At 72.6% G+C, this 16,225-nt stretch carries 15 protein-coding genes; 4 read left to right on the top strand and 11 right to left on the bottom strand.

Annotation, left to right across the window (positions count from 1 at the left end; all coding sequences use genetic code 11):
- Positions 1 to 48: 48 nt before the first annotated feature.
- The 5 genes from ACIQ7M_RS00160 to ACIQ7M_RS00140 all read right to left on the bottom strand — a co-directional run bounded on the left by ACIQ7M_RS00160 (position 49) and on the right by ACIQ7M_RS00140 (position 6,612).
- On the bottom strand, positions 49 to 1,173 hold the full coding sequence (locus tag ACIQ7M_RS00160; protein WP_403638238.1) for an aminopeptidase P family protein: 1,125 nt from the start codon (positions 1,171 to 1,173) through the stop codon (positions 49 to 51).
- Positions 1,174 to 1,269: 96 nt separating this feature from the next.
- Positions 1,270 to 1,890, bottom strand: coding sequence for a LysE family translocator (locus ACIQ7M_RS00155; protein ID WP_403638236.1), 621 nt, complete (start codon positions 1,888 to 1,890; stop codon positions 1,270 to 1,272).
- Between the two features lie 231 nt (positions 1,891 to 2,121).
- A complete protein-coding gene (locus ACIQ7M_RS00150) occupies positions 2,122 to 2,832 on the bottom strand; it encodes a PDZ domain-containing protein (RefSeq protein ID WP_403638234.1) in 711 nt (236 codons plus the stop codon).
- 129 nt (positions 2,833 to 2,961) lie between these two features.
- Entirely contained in the window at positions 2,962 to 5,139 is a 2,178-nt protein-coding gene (cyc2, locus tag ACIQ7M_RS00145) for a germacradienol/geosmin synthase Cyc2 (RefSeq protein WP_403638232.1), read from the bottom strand.
- Positions 5,140 to 5,409: 270 nt separating this feature from the next.
- Complete coding sequence (locus tag ACIQ7M_RS00140) at positions 5,410 to 6,612, bottom strand: damage-control phosphatase ARMT1 family protein (RefSeq protein WP_403638230.1); 1,203 nt, start codon at positions 6,610 to 6,612, stop codon at positions 5,410 to 5,412.
- 394 nt (positions 6,613 to 7,006) lie between these two features.
- Here ACIQ7M_RS00140 and ACIQ7M_RS00135 point away from each other — a divergent pair, with 394 nt between their 5' ends.
- The gene (locus ACIQ7M_RS00135) at positions 7,007 to 7,963 is read left to right on the top strand and encodes a lytic polysaccharide monooxygenase (protein ID WP_403638228.1); all 957 of its coding nucleotides are present in this window, start codon (positions 7,007 to 7,009) and stop codon (positions 7,961 to 7,963) included.
- A gap of 18 nt (positions 7,964 to 7,981) precedes the next feature.
- Here the strand turns inward: ACIQ7M_RS00135 and ACIQ7M_RS00130 are convergent, their stop codons facing one another.
- Complete coding sequence (locus ACIQ7M_RS00130) at positions 7,982 to 8,647, bottom strand: Tat pathway signal sequence domain protein (protein WP_403638226.1); 666 nt, start codon at positions 8,645 to 8,647, stop codon at positions 7,982 to 7,984.
- Positions 8,648 to 9,363: 716 nt separating this feature from the next.
- On the opposite strand from ACIQ7M_RS00130, the gene ACIQ7M_RS00125 reads away from it, so the two are divergent.
- From ACIQ7M_RS00125 to ACIQ7M_RS00115, 3 genes are all read left to right on the top strand, one after another.
- Positions 9,364 to 10,035, top strand: coding sequence for a DUF6230 family protein (locus ACIQ7M_RS00125; protein WP_355768293.1), 672 nt, complete (start codon positions 9,364 to 9,366; stop codon positions 10,033 to 10,035).
- Positions 10,035 to 10,448 (top strand): DUF6114 domain-containing protein, encoded by a 414-nt coding sequence (locus tag ACIQ7M_RS00120; protein ID WP_403638224.1) that lies wholly within the window; start codon positions 10,035 to 10,037, stop codon positions 10,446 to 10,448. The genes ACIQ7M_RS00125 and ACIQ7M_RS00120 overlap by 1 nt, the downstream gene beginning before the upstream one ends.
- Positions 10,449 to 10,676: 228 nt before the next feature.
- Positions 10,677 to 11,921: a cytochrome P450 gene (locus ACIQ7M_RS00115; RefSeq protein WP_403638222.1), complete on the top strand. Its 1,245-nt coding sequence runs from the start codon at positions 10,677 to 10,679 to the stop codon at positions 11,919 to 11,921.
- Between the two features lie 13 nt (positions 11,922 to 11,934).
- On the opposite strand, the gene ACIQ7M_RS00110 is transcribed toward ACIQ7M_RS00115, so the two are convergent.
- The 5 genes from ACIQ7M_RS00110 to ACIQ7M_RS00090 are packed head-to-tail and all read right to left on the bottom strand — an operon-like array spanning position 11,935 to position 16,018.
- The gene (locus ACIQ7M_RS00110; RefSeq protein WP_355768301.1) at positions 11,935 to 13,275 is read right to left on the bottom strand and encodes a cytochrome P450; all 1,341 of its coding nucleotides are present in this window, start codon (positions 13,273 to 13,275) and stop codon (positions 11,935 to 11,937) included.
- Positions 13,272 to 13,886, bottom strand: a complete 615-nt coding sequence (locus ACIQ7M_RS00105; protein ID WP_403638220.1) for a GTP-binding protein — start codon at positions 13,884 to 13,886, stop codon at positions 13,272 to 13,274. The genes ACIQ7M_RS00110 and ACIQ7M_RS00105 overlap by 4 nt, the downstream gene beginning before the upstream one ends.
- Positions 13,864 to 14,229 carry a DUF742 domain-containing protein gene (locus ACIQ7M_RS00100; protein WP_355768307.1) on the bottom strand — a complete coding sequence of 122 codons (366 nt, stop codon included), beginning with the start codon at positions 14,227 to 14,229 and terminating at the stop codon, positions 13,864 to 13,866. The genes ACIQ7M_RS00105 and ACIQ7M_RS00100 overlap by 23 nt, the downstream gene beginning before the upstream one ends.
- A complete protein-coding gene (locus ACIQ7M_RS00095; RefSeq protein ID WP_355768310.1) occupies positions 14,226 to 14,639 on the bottom strand; it encodes a roadblock/LC7 domain-containing protein in 414 nt (137 codons plus the stop codon). The genes ACIQ7M_RS00100 and ACIQ7M_RS00095 overlap by 4 nt, the downstream gene beginning before the upstream one ends.
- Entirely contained in the window at positions 14,636 to 16,018 is a 1,383-nt protein-coding gene (locus ACIQ7M_RS00090) for an ATP-binding protein (RefSeq protein ID WP_403638217.1), read from the bottom strand. The genes ACIQ7M_RS00095 and ACIQ7M_RS00090 overlap by 4 nt, the downstream gene beginning before the upstream one ends.
- Positions 16,019 to 16,225 lie beyond the last annotated feature (207 nt).

Genomic DNA, 16,225 nt, shown 5'->3' with positions numbered 1-16,225 from the left:
TCCGGGGGCGGGTGCGGCGGGGCGGGCCGCTCGGTCGGTGGGTGCGCGTCAGTCGACGATCACCATCTCGCGGGAGGTGTTGTTGAGCCGGCGTCCGCCGTCCTCGGTCACCGTGACGATGTCCTCGATACGGACGCCGAAGCGGCCCGGCAGATAGATGCCCGGCTCCACGGAGAAGCACATGCCGGGGACGAGGGGCTGTTCCTCGCCCTCGACCATGTAGGGCGGTTCGTGCGTGGTGACGCCGATGCCGTGCCCGGTGCGGTGGATGAAGTACTCGCCGTACCCGGCGGCCTCGATGACGGCGCGCGCGGCGCGGTCGACGTCCTGGCAGGCGGCCCCGGGCCGCACGGCGCGGAAACCGGCCTCCTGGGCCTCGCGGACGATGTCGTGGACCTTGCGCTCCTCGTCGTCCGGTTCGCCGACGTGGACGGTTCGGGAGGTGTCGGAGCCGTAGCCGTCCTTGAGGCCGCCGAAGTCCAGGACCACCATGTCGCCGGTCTCGATCACGCGCTCGTCGGCCTCGTGGTGCGGGTTGGCGCCGTTCGGGCCCGAGGCGACGATGGTGAAGTCCACCTGGGAGTGTCCGAACCGGCGCAGCAGGTCGGCGAGGTCGTTCGACACCTCCGACTCCCTGCGGTCCGCGAACCGGACCTTGCGGATCTCCTCGAACGCCGCGTCCGCCGCGGCTCCGGCGGACGCGAGCCGCTCCAGCTCGGCCGCGTCCTTGACCGCCCTGAGCATCGGCAGGACCTCGGTCAGGGCCGCGTAGCGGGTGCCGGGGAGCCGCTTCTGGAGGCCCAGCAGGTGCAGGGCCCAGCCGTTGTCGCTGACGCCGAAGCGGCCGGCGCTGTCGAGGAGGGGCGCGGCCGCCCCGTAGGGATCCTGGCCGTCGGTCCAGTCGTGCAGGGTCATCGCGGGCGCGCCGGCCGACTTGGCCGCGTCGGGCGCCTCCAGGGTGGGCACGACGAGGGAGGGGTCGGCTCCCGCGCGCAGCACCAGCAGGGTGAGCCGCTCGGTCTCCACCGGGCGGTACCCGGTCAGCCACACCAGGTCGGGCCCCGGCGCGACCAGGACGCCGTCGAGCCCGGCGGCGGCCGCGGCCTCGGCGGCGCGCCGCATGCGGGCCGCGTAGTCGTCGGCGGTGAAGGGCTCGGGTGTGGCGGCGGTCATCCATGCCTCCGTGTGTGCGGAGTTCCCCGGGGGGCTACGGCAGCATCCTGCCCCTCCGACGGGGTGCGCGCGAGCCGGTTCGCGCCCGCCCCCGGGTCAGCCCTCCAGGGCGAGGCGGGCCCCCAGGAGCAGCAGGACGCCTCCGGAGACCTGCTCCAGGCGCCGGCGCACGCCCGCCCGGGACAGCACGGACCTCATCCGGCCGACGAACCACACGTAGACGCCGTAGTACCCCACCTCGTAGACCGCCCAGAGCGCGGCGAGTCCGAGCATGGCGGGCAGGTGCGGGGCGCCCTCGGGCACGAACTGCGGAAGGAAGGACATCGCGAAGACGGCCGCCTTCGGGTTGGCGAGGTTGAGCAGCAGGCCGCCCCGGTAGGACGCCCAGGCGCTCTTCTCCGCGCCCTCCCAGCCGCCGTCGGCGGCTCTCCCGGAGCGGCGTGCCTGCCACAGCGTCTGGACGCCGAAGCCGACGAGCACGACGGCACCGACGACCCGCATGACGCCGTACGCCATCTCGGAGGCGGCGAGCAGGGCGGTGAGGCCGAACGCGGCGACGGCGCCCCACAGGAAGACGCCCGTCTCGTTGCCGAGCACGGTCATGAACCCGGAGCGCCGGCTGCCCAGCGACCGTTTGATGATCAGAACGGTGCTGGGTCCGGGCGAGGCCGCGATGAGGGTACAGGCGCCGAGAAAGGCGAGGAGGGTGCTCAGCATGCGGCCATCGTGACGGGCCGCGACTCCGTTGACCAGCCCTTTTTCCCTTGTACCCGCCAGGGCGGGCGCCCGCGGTGGGCGGGGCGGGCGCCCGCGGTGGGCGGGGCGGGCGCCCGTGGTCGCCGGAGCAGGCGCCGGTGGTCACCGGAGCAGGCATCTGTGGTCGGCGGGGCGGGCGCCTGTGGTCGGCGGGGCGGGCGCCGTGGCCGCCTCGAAGCGCGGGCCGGGGCGTCAGGTCGCGGTGCCCGGGACGGCGGACAGGTACTCGCGGCCGCCGCTCGCGTGGCGCACGCGCAGGGTGACCTCCCTGCCCGGCGGCGCGTCCGCCACCGCGCGCGCGAGGTCGGCGGCCGAGGTGATCCCGGTCCCGTCGACGCCGAGCACGACGTCGCCGCGGACCAGGCCCGCGGTGTAGCCGGGACCGGGCAGGTGGACGCCCACGACGAGCGCGCCGCCGCCGGGTTCGTCGACCGCCTCCACGCCGAGGGTCCCCCGTACGGACTGCCGCCCTGACTCCCCCGACCGGAGCGGCGCGCCACCGGCGGACTCCGCCGTCGGGCCGCCTACCCCCGGCACTCCGGACGCACCGGACCGCCGCGCCCCGGAAACGCCCGGTCCCGGCGGCCCCGAAGCGTCCTGCCCCGGTGCCTCGGATCCGGCGGAGGCCCGCCGTGGCTGCCCCGCCGTGCCCGGCTGCCGCTGGAGGTCCAGCCCGCCCACGCCGATCACGGTCGCGCCCACCGCGCCGAGCCCCACGCCCGACAGGAGGAGAACCGCTGCGGCGGACACCCCGGCGAGCACGGTGACCACCCGCCTCCCGCGCCGCCGCCCCGCGCGTGGGCGCCCGGCCCCACCGGGCGGACGGATGCCTCCGGGCGGACGGGTGCCGCCGCCCGGATCCCGGCCGGGCATCGGCTTGGGCCGCAACGCGGTCTGTTCCATGGGTCGCCTCCGGCAGATGTGCTACGGACCGCCTTCGGCTCTTGCCCTACCCCTCGCCCCGGTGCGCGACGATCCCCGAACGAGTGAGACTGACGCGGCCGTTCCCGGACGAGTGGGATTGCCGTCCCGTCAGAGGGGGACGGGCTGCGCCTGCCGGGGCAGCGGCGGTGCGGGCGCCCGGTCCGGGACGAAGCCGTGGGCGCGGCGGGCCAGGTCCGCCGCGCCGTAACGGCGGCAGTCCTGGTGCCACTTCAGGATTCCGGCCAGCCAGTTCTCCAGCTCCGTCACATAGCCCCGCATGATCCCGCGCGCTTCCTCCGAGAGCTCGAAGTCGTCGTACAGGACGGGCAGTTCGCGGGCGGCGACATGCTGGAACTGCTCCATGCGCCGGGTCATCAGGTCATGGACGATGCCGAGCGCTGTCGGGTAGTCGCAGCCGAAGAAGTTCTGCACGACGAGGATGCCGTTGTGGATCTCTCCCTCGTACTCGATCTCCTTCTGGTACGAGAAGACGTCGTTCAGGAGCATCGCGTAGTCCATGGCCGCGTTCTCCAGTGACCGGACGGGACCGCTGCGGTAGACCTCCGGCGGGACCGTCCGGCCGTGTCCGAGGCGGCACAGGCTCATGGTGAGCTCGGAGCCGAACGTGGCCCGGCGCATCTCCAGATAGTCGACCGGGTCCGGAATGCGGTGCTGCGCCTGGTTGGACAGCTCCCACAGCCAGCTCTCCGTCATCACGTCCACCGCGGCGCGCAGGGTGGTCCGGGCCTCCGGGGTCATCTCCGCGGTGGTGTGCCGCCACAGGTCGATGAGTCCGCGCTCCATGCCGTTGACCGGGACGGGCGTGTCCTCGCCCTCGACGGGCATGCAGGCGGACAGGCGCGCGGTGGTCAGCCTGGCGGCGGCCAGGTCACGGCGGTTGCCGAAGTGCAGCGGGTAGTAGTCGTCGCCGTAGGTGCCCCAGGCCAGCCACCGCGAGCTGAGGTCGAGGGCCTCGGGTGTCGCGTCGGGATGGATGCCCGCGGCGCAGAGCGGGAGGTCGTAGGCGATGAGCTTGTCCTCGTCCCAGACGCCCTCCTGGAGCATGCCCATGGCGTGCATCCAGGTGCCGAGGCGGTCGCGGGCGCCCGCGAGGTGCGGGCTGAGGGTGACCTCGAAGGGCATGTTGAAGTCGGGGAGCAGGGAGGGTCCGACCTTCTGGAACGGGACGTGGGTGTACGCGCGCAGCCGCTCCGCCCCGGCCGCGGAGAGCAGCGCCCCGACGTCCGCGGCGGACGTCCCGAACCCGCCCATGCCGAAGGGCCGCGCCTCCTCGACGACCCCCTTGTTCATGTAGCGGCTGGAGCGCATGTGCCATTCGTGGCCGCCGGACTGCCAGTCCTGGAGGCCCTGCGCGTACGCGGCGACGGCGGCGACCTCCGCCGGGGTGAGCCCCTTCTCGGCGACCAGGGCGGGTACTTCGGTGAGCGCCGTGTGCTCGAACTGGTGGAGGCGCGAGGTGAGGACGTCGTTGACGGTCTCGGCGGCCTCCTGTGTCGTGCAGCCGAAGAACGTCTCCAGGACGAGGACGCCGTTGCTGAGCTCGCCCTCGTCCTCGACCTCCCGCTGGTAGGAGAAGAGGTCGTTGCGCAGGTGGACTCCGTCGGAGAACGTCTCCATCAGGACGCGCAGCGGCCTCGACTCCGCGACGGACGCGGGCACTTCGGAGGTCGCGTACTCGACGAGCCCCGCCGACCAGGGGGCTCCGCCCACCTTGCGGCGCATCTCGATGTACTCGACGGGATTGGCGATCCGTCCTTCGTCGATGTTGGACAGTTCCCACATCGACTCGTTGAGCAGGTGCTCGGTGGACACGGCGAACCGGCGGCGCCAGTCCGTGGACATCGAGGGCACCGTGCGCGCCCACAGGTCGGCGAGTCCCGCCTCGACCGGATTCTCCGGTTCGGGGACGGGCGTCGACAGGTCGAGGGGCATGAAGAGGGGCAGGCGGTCCAGGTAGGCCCTGCCGCCGGCACGGTCCTGGGTGCGTTTGAAGGTCTCCAGGAAGTGGTCGTCGAAGAAGAACACCCACACGTACCAGTCGGTGATGAGCGAGAGGGCCGGTCCGTCGCAGTCGGGGTGGGTGTAGGCGCACAACAGGCCGTAGTCGTGGGCGTCGAGGTCGGACTGATCCCAGATGCCCGAGCCTTCGAGCATGCCCATGTCGCGGGCCCACTCGACCGAGTGCGCCCGCGCCTCGTCCAGGTGCGGGTTCAGCCGGGCGGTGTACGGCATGTAGAAGTACGGGAGTTGGAACGGCTGCGTCATGGCCGGGCCCTACCCAGGCCTCCGCGGGCACATCCGCAGGCCAGGACATGATCACACCATCGCGTGAACCGAACCGGAAACCGCCCCCGACGGGCTTCCCGCCCACTCGCAGCCGTCTGCGCGACCGGGCGGCCCCGACGGCGGGTGATCGGCCGCGTCGGGCCCGGATCGACGTCGGAACCGGATCAGCACCTCGCCCGAGTGGGCGTCCGGCCCCGATCAGCACCTCGCCCGGGTGGGCGTCCGGCCCCGATCAGCGCCTCGCCTGGATCAGCGTCTGGCCTGGATCAGGCCGTGGGTTCCGCCGGTGCGCCACCGGTGGCCCTCGGCGGCGTCGAGGGCAACCACGACGGCGGGGCCGAGTCCGACGACAACATCGGACTTGAGGGTCCGCAACGCGGCGACCGGGCCGGGGAAGTAGGCGGTGGCGGCGGCGAACGGGGTGGTCGCGGGGTGGAGCCGGTCGCCGATGAGCCGGCGGTAGTTCAGATCGCCCTTCAGCAGGGTCACATCGGCGGCGGCGAACTCCCGCCGCAGGTCCTCGGGCAGATCCGCGTACGGCAGCGGGCCGCAGGCGAACGGGTGGGTCCGGACGGTGAGCCGTCCCTCGGACAGGGCCGCCCAGAGGCGGTTCCCGGCCTCGCCGGCCGCTCCCTTCGCGGCGGTCAGCCGGCGCAGGGCGTCCAGCACGTCGGCCGCCGTGGCGTCGGACACGTAGTACGGGTACGGCTTCACGTGCAGGGCGGCCCGTGCGATCCGGCCGTGCCGGAGGAGGTGGTCGACGAGGAGGAGGTCGGGGATGAGTTCCCGGCCCGCGTTGTCCGCGACGAGACAGAGGGCGCCGCCGTCGAACAGGGAGCGCAGCACGTCCGCGTCGTCCGCCACGAGCGGGGACTCGGCCGCCGTCGCGCCCCCGGTGCCGGCGAGTCTGAATCCGAGGTCGGCGCGGTTGCCCCACAGGGAGCCGTGCAGCAGCGCCTCCTCCTGTTCCCCGACCGGCCGCCGCGCCAGGTCGTCCAGCGCGGCGAGTTCCTCGTCGGCCTCCGGGGTGTCCAGTTCGGCGAGTTTGAAGGGACGGAAGGGGTCGATGCCCCGCCAGGGGCCCGGCTCGAAGTAGCCGACGGCTTCGAGGAGCTTGCGGTAGAAGTAGCTCTCGGACCACAGGAACGGCAGGTCGAACCAGGACCGGCCGTAGTACTCCCGGCCGCCCCAGGCGTCCCAGCGGCCGCGGTCCGCCGCCGGCTCCGAGAGCGGTTCGACGACCCCCTCGGCGCAGTTCTCCAGCAGCGCGTCGAGCGCGTGGCGCTGCTCGGGCCCGTACGGGAAGGCGTCCCGCACCTTTCGGATGAGCGCCGGATGCCGCTCGGCCAGCACGCTCCAGGGGAACGAGCCGCGCACCGAACTCACCACCACCGGAGCGTCGTCGGGACCGGTGGCGAAGGGGGCGGGGACGGGGGCGGCGGGATCGTGCATGCGGCTCACCGTACCGGCTGCGCAGAAGGGGCCGTCCGACGCGCTGCGCGCCGAGCGGCCCCTCCCCCCGTAGAGCCCAGCGGTCGACTTCGAGCTGTTGACCGTTGCGGGTGCCGCGCGGTCGCGTCCGTGAGTCCGGGGTGCGGCGCGCCCGGTGGTCGCGCTGAACCATAGGCAGGGCGCGGAGAGGAGGGATAGCGGGAAAACCCTCGATCCAGGCGGTGTTGGGCCCTCGTCCGTCCCCGGTGCGGCGAGGTGGTCCCGATTCGCGCGGATTGCGGATCTGAACGGACGGCGCTCGGGAGCCGTATCCCCCTGTGCCCCGTGCGAGGAAGGCGTCCCGGCCGAGCACGGCGGCACACCGCTTCGTCCACGCATCGAGGAGACCCGCCGGATGACCGCCTACCGCACCGCCACCGCGGCCGCTGTCGCCCTGGCGGCTCCACTGCTGCTCACGACGTGGGCGGCGGGGACCGCGTCGGCACACGGCGCGCCGACGTCTCCGGTCAGCCGGGTGTACGCGTGCTCGCCCGAGGGCGGCAGTCAGGGCACGGCGGCCTGCCGGGCGGCGATCGCGGCGAACGGTTCGCCGTTCACGGCGTGGGACAACCTGCGGGTGGGCGGCGTGAACGGCCGGGACCGCTCGGTGATCCCGGACGGCAAGCTGTGCAGCGGGGGCCTGCCCGCCTACAAGGGCCTCGACCTGGCCCGCGCCGACTTCCCGGCGACGCGTCTGACGCCCGGCGCGTCCCTGAACATGAAGTACAGCTCGACGATCGCGCACACGGGGACCTTCAAGCTGTATCTGACCAAGCAGGGCTACAGCCCGACGAGGCCGCTGAAGTGGTCCGACCTGCCGGAGAAGCCGTTCGCCACGGTCACCGATCCCGCGCTGGTCGGCGGCGCCTACCGGATCAACGCGACGCTGCCGTCCGACCGCACCGGCCGGCAGATGCTGTTCACGATCTGGCAGAACTCCAGCACGACGGACACCTACTACTCGTGCTCGGACGTGGTGTTCTCCGGCGGGAGCGGGGCGTCCAAGCCCGCGCGGAAGACGGGGACTTCGGGAACCGCCGGAAGCGGTACGACCGGCAAGAGCACCAAGAAGTCCCCCGAGGCGACGCGTTCGGCGACCACGACCCCCAGCCCGACGGCCTCGTCACCGGCCGTCGAATCACCCTCCCCCGCGGCCAGTTCGGCGGCCGTGCAGGCGGGCACCGACGATCTGACGCCCGCCGCCGAGCGCACCTCGGGCGGCGGACCCGCGCTCCCCATGATCGCCGGAGGAGCCGGGGCGGCGCTGCTGCTCACTGCCGGCGTCGCCGTGGTGCTGCGACGCCGGCAGTGAACCCGGTTCCCGTGGGGCTTAGTTGACGTACACCGCCGGGCTGCCCGCCTGGCTGGTGTCGGTCACGGGGGCGTACTTCGCGGTGAAGTAGCCGTTGGCGAAGCACAGCGACGAGCCGGAGAACTTGGTGAACTGCTGGCTGGTGAAGGAGAGACTGTTGTCGGAGTTGTCCGCCGTGCCGGTGAGGCTCGCCGCCCGGTAGACGCAGGTCAGTGTGCCCAGCAGGGAGCGCAGCTTGACCGTGGTCTGGATGGTGGAGCCGGCGGCCGGGGTGACCGTGACGCTTCCGTCGGAGCCCACCGCGGTGCTGTAGGGCAGGTTGTCGACCGTGATGCCGGTGACGCCGAGGACGCCGACGACGTTGCTGCTGCACGAACTGGCGGCGAAGGTGTGGCCGGTGAGCGACTCGGTGGCCGTGCCGGGGGACGCCGGGTTGTCGGCGGCGGTCGCGGTGAAGGTCGACGCGGAACAGGAGACGCCGCTCGTACCGGTCGCGCTGGAGTAGAGCGTGGCGTTGGTGCCGCTCGCCAGCGAGGCGGTGAGGACGTCGCCGACGGCTACGGGGGTTCCTCCGGCGCTGCCGGTGGTGAGCACCGCGATGTCGTCCGCGGAGGCGGGGACGACCGCGGACGCCGAGAGGGCCGCGACGGCGCCGGCGAGGGCGAGCAGGGATCGAGTACGCATGGGGGGTGCCTCTTCTCCGATGGGGGTGTGGGTGCCTGACCGCGCCGGGGCGCGGGGGTGCGGGTCGAGAAGGTGGCGCGGAGGTGCGGGTGGTACGGGCCGCGCGCGACGGCGGGCCAGGATGCCGGGCCCGCCCGCGGGAGTGGTGCGAGGAGAGACCGCCGCCGGTCCGTGACGCCTTCTCCGTACGCCACGGGCCGACGGCGACAGCCGGGCGACCGGTACGGCCCTCGGGGGGAAGGTGACCGCACCGGTGCCACGGGACGGGGAGTGACCGGGGGGCACGCCGTGTCGGCGTACGCGCCAGGGCCACTCCGGAACACGCCATGACCGCCCCGCAGAGCGGGGTCCGGGAGGTGACGGGCGCGTCGGCCGACGGATCCGGCGCCACGGATCCGGGAAACAGGGAGAGTTGTAGACCTGATGAAGGGTCAACGTCAAGGCGGTGTAAGGAAGTTGGAGGTCAGGACGGCCCCACTGCCGACGTCCGTTCACAGGTGCGGCACAACGGGCACGGTTTTCCCACACGTGCCTTGACCCGTACGTGTAACCCCCGGTAACTTCCTCGACGGCTACTGCCGCGTAACGAGAAAGCCCTTGCAACCGCCGGGAGGCGCGAGGAGGCGTACGCGGCGGCTGCTGTCCGCGCCAGGACAACGCGCCACTGGAGCCCCACCCGCATCGACACCCGCATCGAACGTGCCCAGGGAGCAGACATGGCTTCGTCCCCGGACGCCACGGCGTCCAACGGTTCCACGCCCGAGACCCCGGAAAGCGGTTCAGCCGCCGGACAGGGCCGCCGCGGGCGGGTCCGGCTGCGCCGCGCCGCCGTGATGGCGATACCCGCCACCGCGGTCGCCGCGGGGCTGATGATCGCCACGGCGGAGGGTGCCCTCGGTGTCCAGTTCGCCATCTCCGGCATGCCGTTCACGGTCACCGCGACCGAGCTGAACGGCACCGGCTTCGAGCAGTTCGGCGGCCTCGACAACATGGCGGAGGACAGCCCGAACGCCGGCGACACGGGCGGCCAGGTCCTCATCGTCACCTCGGCGATCAAGAACGCGACCCTCGACCACCTGTGCCAGAGCGTCGACCTCGGGGGCACCAACCTGCTCATCACGGCAGGCAGCGGCTCGGACAAGGTCCAGGCGACCAACCTGACCACCGACTCCACGGAGCTGTCCGGCAACGCCTCCTTCAACAACATCGAGATCGGCAACGACGCCAGCACGCTCGACAAGGCCGGGGTCCAGGGCCCCAAGGGCGTGTTCAGCCAGCAGGCCGACACCGTGCGCATCGCCAATCTGCGCCAGACCAACTACGCGACGACTGCGGCGGTGTTCAAGCTGCCGGGCCTCAAGCTCCGCTTCAGCGACCAAGGCTGCTGATGAGTACCGAGTCACGGACGGACGACTCCCGGGACCTCAGGGAAACCTTCCGCCGGTGGCGCGCCCACCGCCCCTTCTGGGGCGGGCTGCTGCTCACCCTCGCGGGGGCGGAGATCCTGCTCACCGAGAAGGCGTCGCTGAAGGTCGTCCTGCACATCGGCATGCAGGGCCTGGCGGGCTATCTCCTGCCCACCGTGATGCTGCTCTGCGGCCTGCTGATCCTCTTCAACCCGGCCCAGCGCCTGTTCTACTCCCTGCTGGGCATCCTGCTGTCGCTCGGCACCTGGGTCACGTCCAACCTCGGCGGCTTCTTCATCGGCCTGCTCCTCGGAGCCGTCGGAAGCTGCCTCACCTTCGGCTGGCTCCCCGACCAGAAGCCGCGCAGACGGCTGCTGCGCCGCGGACCCGCCTGAGGCGGGGCCCCACGGCGGGATCCGGGGCGGGCTCCGCGGCGAGCCCCGCGGCGTGATCCGAACCCTCACTGGCTTGCCCTGTGCGTATCAGGCGAACGCAATTGCCTCTACGCGCAGGGAAGTTGGCACCGCACGCACCGGCACCGGGCGTATCCCGGCGGAGCCGCGTCGTCGCGTAGCGTGACGTGGCGTACGCCGAATCGGGGTTCGACTGCCAGGAGGTTCCTGATGGGAAGTCCACGTCCATTGGTGATCGACGCGACCGGAGGCGACATCCACGGGGAGGCCGCCCGGATCCGCGAGAGAGGACCAGTGGCGCGGGTGGAGCTTCCCGGGGGCGTCGAGGCCTGGGCGGTGAGCGGTCCCGAGCTGCTCAAGCGGCTGCTCACCGACCCCCGGGTGTCCAAGGACGCGGAACAGCACTGGCCCCTGCTGGCGAACGGTGTGATCACGCCCGAGTGGCCGCTGTTCACCTGGGTGGCCGTGCAGAACATGTTCACCGCGTACGGCGGTGAACACCGGCGCCTGCGCACGCTGGTCTCCAAGGCGTTCACCGCCCGCCGGACGGCCGCGCTCCAGCCGCGTATCGAGGAGATCACCCGGCAGCTCCTGGACCGCGTGGCGGAAGCGGGCCGCGGTTCCCGGGTCGTCGATCTGCGCGAGGAGTTCTGCTATCCGCTGCCGATCCAGGTGATCAGCGAACTGTTCGGACTGCCCGAGGAACGGGGCCCCGAGCTGCGCGAGCTGGTGGACAGCATGTTCGCCACCTCCGCCGATCCGGGCGAAATGACCGCCGCCTACGGTCGGTTGATCGTCATCCTCACCGAACTCGTCGCCGTCAAAAGGGAGTCGCCCGGCGACGACCTGACCTCCGGGCTCATCGCGGCCACCGACGACGAGCAGGGCACCGCGCTCAGCGAACAGGAGCTCCTCGACACCCTGATCCTCATGATCAGCGCCGGTCACGAGACGACGGTCAACCTCATCGACAACGCCGTGCACGCCCTGCTCACCCGGCCCGACCAGCTCGCGCACGTCCGGGCGGGCCGCGCGGGCTGGGACGACGTGGTCGAGGAGACCCTGCGGGCGGACGCGCCGGTCGCGAGTCTGCCGCTGCGGTACGCCGTCGAGGACATCGTCCTCTCCGAACTCGGCGGTCCCGACGGGACCGTGATCGCCGAGGGCGAGGCGATCCTCGCGGCCTACGCCGCCGCCGGGCGCGATCCCGAGCGCCATGGCAAGGACGCCGACCAGTTCGACGTCACCCGCGCCGACAAGGAGCACCTGGCCTTCGGCCACGGTGTGCACCGCTGTCTGGGGGCGCCACTGGGCCGCCTGGAGGCCCGGGTCGCGCTTCCGGCCCTGTTCGACCGCTTCCCGGACCTGCGGCTCGCCGTCCCGGAGGAAGAGCTGCGGCCGGTCGACTCCTTCATCTCCAACGGCCACCGCTCGCTGCCGGTCCGTATCGCTTAGCACTCCTCTGCGACTACTCCCCGCGCCACCATGCCGCCGCCCGCGCCCACGTGGTCCGCGGGCGGTCGGCCCCGGGGGACGGGGGCTCGAACGGCGGTGGTGGAAAGGGCTCGGCCGGCGCCCGCTCCGGGCGGTCGGCGCGTCCGACCACCGGGGCGGGCGGGAAGTTCACCGGCAGGGCGGCGAGCGCGCGGTGGAACGGGCCGGGCCGCCACCGCAGCTCCGCCACGGGAACCGCCAGTTCGATGTCGGGGATCCGGTCCAGGAGCTTCTCGACCGCGACGGACGCGATCAGTCGCGCCGGGCCCTGCGCGGGACAGGTGTGCGGGCCCGCGCTCCACGCCAAGTGGGCCCGGTTTCCCATGAGTCGATGGTGTGTCAGGGCCGGGTCGGTGTTCGCGGCGGCGAGGCTCACCACCAGCGGATCGCCCGCGCGCAGCGGCGTGCCCTCGTACACGACGTCGTGACGCGGGTAGTGCACGGCGTAGTTCGCGATCGGCGGGTCGGTCCACAGCACCTCGTCGAGGGCGTCCTGCACCGGCAGGGTTCCGCCGGAGAGGTCGCCCGCGAAGCGGTCGTCGGACAGCAGCAGGCGCAGACCGTTCGCGATCAGGTTCTGCTGGGGTTCGGTGCCGGCGCCCATCAGCACGGCGAGGGTGTGGATCAGTTCCTCGTCGGTCAGCGCGGCCGGGTGTTCCATGAGCCAGGACGTCATGTCGGGGGCCGGGCGGCGCCGCTTCAGCTCGACCAGGTCGACCAGGGTGGCGATGAGCAGTTCGTACGCCTTCTCGGAATCCACCCCGTCGAACATCCCGGACATGCCCTCGACCAGCCGGACGCCGTGCCCGGCGGGGCAGCCGAAGAGGTGGTTGAACACGAGCAGCGGCAGGACCTGGGCGTATTCGCCGAGCAGATCCGCGGTGCCGCGCGGCGCGAACCTGTCGATGAGGGTGTCGGCGCCGCGTTCGGCACAGCCGCGCAGCGCGCCGGTCTCGACGCGGGCGAGCGTGTCGGCGATGGCGCCCCGCAGCCGGCTGTGCTCCTCGCCGTCGGTGAACAGGGCGCTGGGCCGGTACGTCATCATCGGGAGGACCGGGCTGTCCGCCGGGACCGTGCCGTCGGCGAGGTCCTTCCAGCGGCGGGGGTCCTTGGAGAAGGTCTCCGGGCTGCGCAGGACGTGCAGCGCGGCGTCGTACCCGGTGACCAGGGTGGCCCGGACGCCGGGGGCGAGTTCGACGGGGGCGGTCGGTCCGGACTCCCGCAGCAGCCGGTAGACCGCCGTGGGATCCGCCGCGAACTCCGGCCCGTACAGGGCCTGACGGGCCGGGCAGCCGGGGGGCGGTACGGCGTTCACGCGGTCTCCAGTTCGCCGGTGCGGGCCAGCAGATGGGTGACGAGGGCGATCAGCGTCCCGGTGGCGGAGACCCGGTCGCGGGCGTCGCAGCGCAGCAACGGGGTGGAGGGCAGCAGGTCGAGTGCCTCGCGCACCTCGTCGAGCCCGTACTCGGGTACGCCGTCGAAGTCGTTGAGGGCGACCGCGTACGGGAGGTCCAACTCCTCCAGCAGGCCCATGACTTCGAAGGACCGGTCCAGGTGGCGGGTGTCGGCGAGGACGAGCGCGCCGAGCGCGCCGCGTGTCAGGTCCCGCCAGAGTCCGGTGAAGCGGCGCTGTCCCGGGGCGCCGAACAGGTAGAGGACCAGGGTGTCGTTGAGGGTGACGCGGCCGAAGTCGAGGGCGACGGTGGTGGTGTCCTTGTCCCGCGTGCCGGTCAAGTCGTCGACGGAGGAGCCCGCTTGGGTCATGACCTCCTCGGTGCGCAGCGGGCGCATCTCGGACAGTGCGCCGACGAACGTGGTCTTGCCGACCGCGAAGTGGCCGACGACCAGCACCTTCACCGCGGTCCGCACGCTCTCGGGCAGATACGAGGGGAGACACGAGGTGTCAGAGCCGGGAGCGCAGTCCATCGAGCACCTCCTTGAGGACGCGGGTGTCGGACGGAGGTCCGGCGGAGGGGATCGGCGCGCGGGTGACGAGGTGACCGCTGTCCATCAGGTCGGCGACCAGGACTTTGGTGACGCTGACGGGCAGCTCCAGATGACCGGCCACCTCGGCCAGTGACAGGGCACCGGGCCGGCACAGCTCCATCAGCCGCCGCTTCTCGGGGCTCAGCCCGGTGAGCGGCGGGCCGGCGGCGGCGATCAGCAGCGTGACGAGGTCGAGAGTGTTGCGCGAGGGCTGCGAGCGGCCGTCGGTGACGACGTACGACCGCACCAGCCGCTCCCCGGGACGACGTCCGGGCGGTCTCATGCCGGGCTGCCGGTGTCCCGCCGGGCGGGGCTGGTCAGCTCCTTGCCGAGCCGGTCGACCATCTTGTGCATGCGGTAGGTGACGGCCTCCATGTCGACGTCCCCGGTCGTGGACACCGCCAGGTGGGTGCCCTCGCCCGCGGCGACGAGGAAGACGTACCCGTGCGCGAACTCGATCAGGGTCTGCCGCCAGGGCGTCTCCGGCCTGCCGCAGAACTCGGCGGTGCTGCGGCTGATCGACTGCACGCCCGACAGCCCGGCGGCCAGCCGCTCGGCGTCGTCCCGGCCGATGTCCGCGGAGTGGGCGCGGAGCATGCCGTCGGCGGACAGCAGGATCGCGTGCCGGGCCTCCGGCACCTTCAGGACCTCGTCGAGCATCCACCCCAGCTCGTTGGTCATGGGCGCGGTCATCCCTGTGTGCTCCCTTCGCTCGGGCGGGGTGTTCCGTACGACGGCACGGGGGCGTCCGGCGGCCGGGGGGCCGCCGGGGTCGCGGTGCTGTCCTGCTCCGCGCGGCCGGAGCGGGTGCCGCGGGCGAACGCCCCCATGCGCCGGGCGTTCTCCTCGGCCGACCGGGCGCCGACGTCCTCGGCGGGCACGGCGGGGTCGGCGGACACGGGCGGCACGGCGGACACCGGCGGCTCAGCGGGCACAGCGGGTGACCGTCCCGCGCCGTCCGGCTGTCGCGGGGCCCGGCGCCGCCGCTTCGGCAGACCACCGGCCGTGGTCGTTCCGACGGGCTCGGCCTCGCGCCGGGTGTGCGGCACCGGCGGCGCGGCCGGGACCGGGGCCGGATGCGTGAGCAGTTTCGCGGGGAGGAACACCACCGCCCGCACACCGCCGTACGGGGAACGGGTGTCCACCGAGACGCTGAAGCCGTACCGCGCGGCGAGGACGCCGACGACGGCGAAGCCGAACTGCGGAGGGTCCTCGAGCCGGGTCACGTCCACCAGGTCTCGGCCGGTCAGCAGCCCGGCGGCCCGCTCGATCGTTCCGGCGTCCATGCCGACACCGGCGTCGTCGACGACCACGCAGGCACCGTTGTGCGCCGCCTGGACGGTGACCTCGACGGTGGTGTCGGGCTGCGAGTGGCGTGCCGCGTTGTCCAGCAGTTCGGCGACGGCGAGGACCACCGGTTCGACGGCACGGCTCTCGACGGCGAGGCCGACCTGTCCGTTGACGCGGACGCGCCGGTAGTCACGGACACGGGACGTCGCGCCCCGCACCACCTCGGTCAGCGCGGAGGTGCCGCGCTGCCGTCCGGGCCAGGAGCCGCACAGCACGGCGATCGCCTGGGCGCGCCGGCCGAACTGGGCGTTGGTGTGATCGATCTCGAGAAGGTCGCGCAGGACGTCGGGGTGGTCGTGGCGGTCCTGCATCTCGGCGATGGACACCTGCTGCTCGTTGGCGAGCGCCTGGATCGAGCGCATGGACGCCTTGAGCGCGGACTTCGCGGACCGGTCGGCGCGCGCCTGCGCGTGTCCCACCGCCTCCGAGAAGCGTTCCCGGACGCCGTCGAGGTGCTTCGCGAAGTCCGTCCCGGCCAGACGGGCGTCGAGCAGAGGGGCGTCGGGGGCGACGGGCTGGTGCGGGGTGTCCTCCAGGACGGGCAGGCGGACCTCGGCGAGGTGGCGCAGCTCCTCGTCGCGAGCCCGCAGGTCCTCCGTGAGATCGTCGGTCCGCCGGCGCTGCCGCGCGCTGATCCCGCGCTGGCGCAGCAGCAGCACGGTGACGGCGAGCAGGCCGGCGGCCAGGCACCAGGACACGGCCTCCGGTATCCGTTCGGTCATGGTCCTCAAGTCCTCTTGTACGGAGACGCATTGCCGGGGCAGGAGCGGGAAAAGTGAGGGAAGGTACGCGAGTTGACGGGGCGGACGACGGTAGCCGCATGCCGGCGTTCGCGCTTTCCGCGACGCGCAAGGAAGTTGCCGCCATGCGCACCGGCTGTGTGCACTAGGCTGACACCGCGTAACTGCCCTCACCCGTACGGGAGTCGA

This window comes from Streptomyces sp. NPDC096324 (assembly GCF_044763015.1).
Lineage (GTDB): Bacteria > Actinomycetota > Actinomycetes > Streptomycetales > Streptomycetaceae > Streptomyces.
The sequence above is the reverse complement of the archived record's forward strand: the minus strand, read 5'-3'. Positions and strand labels throughout refer to the sequence as shown.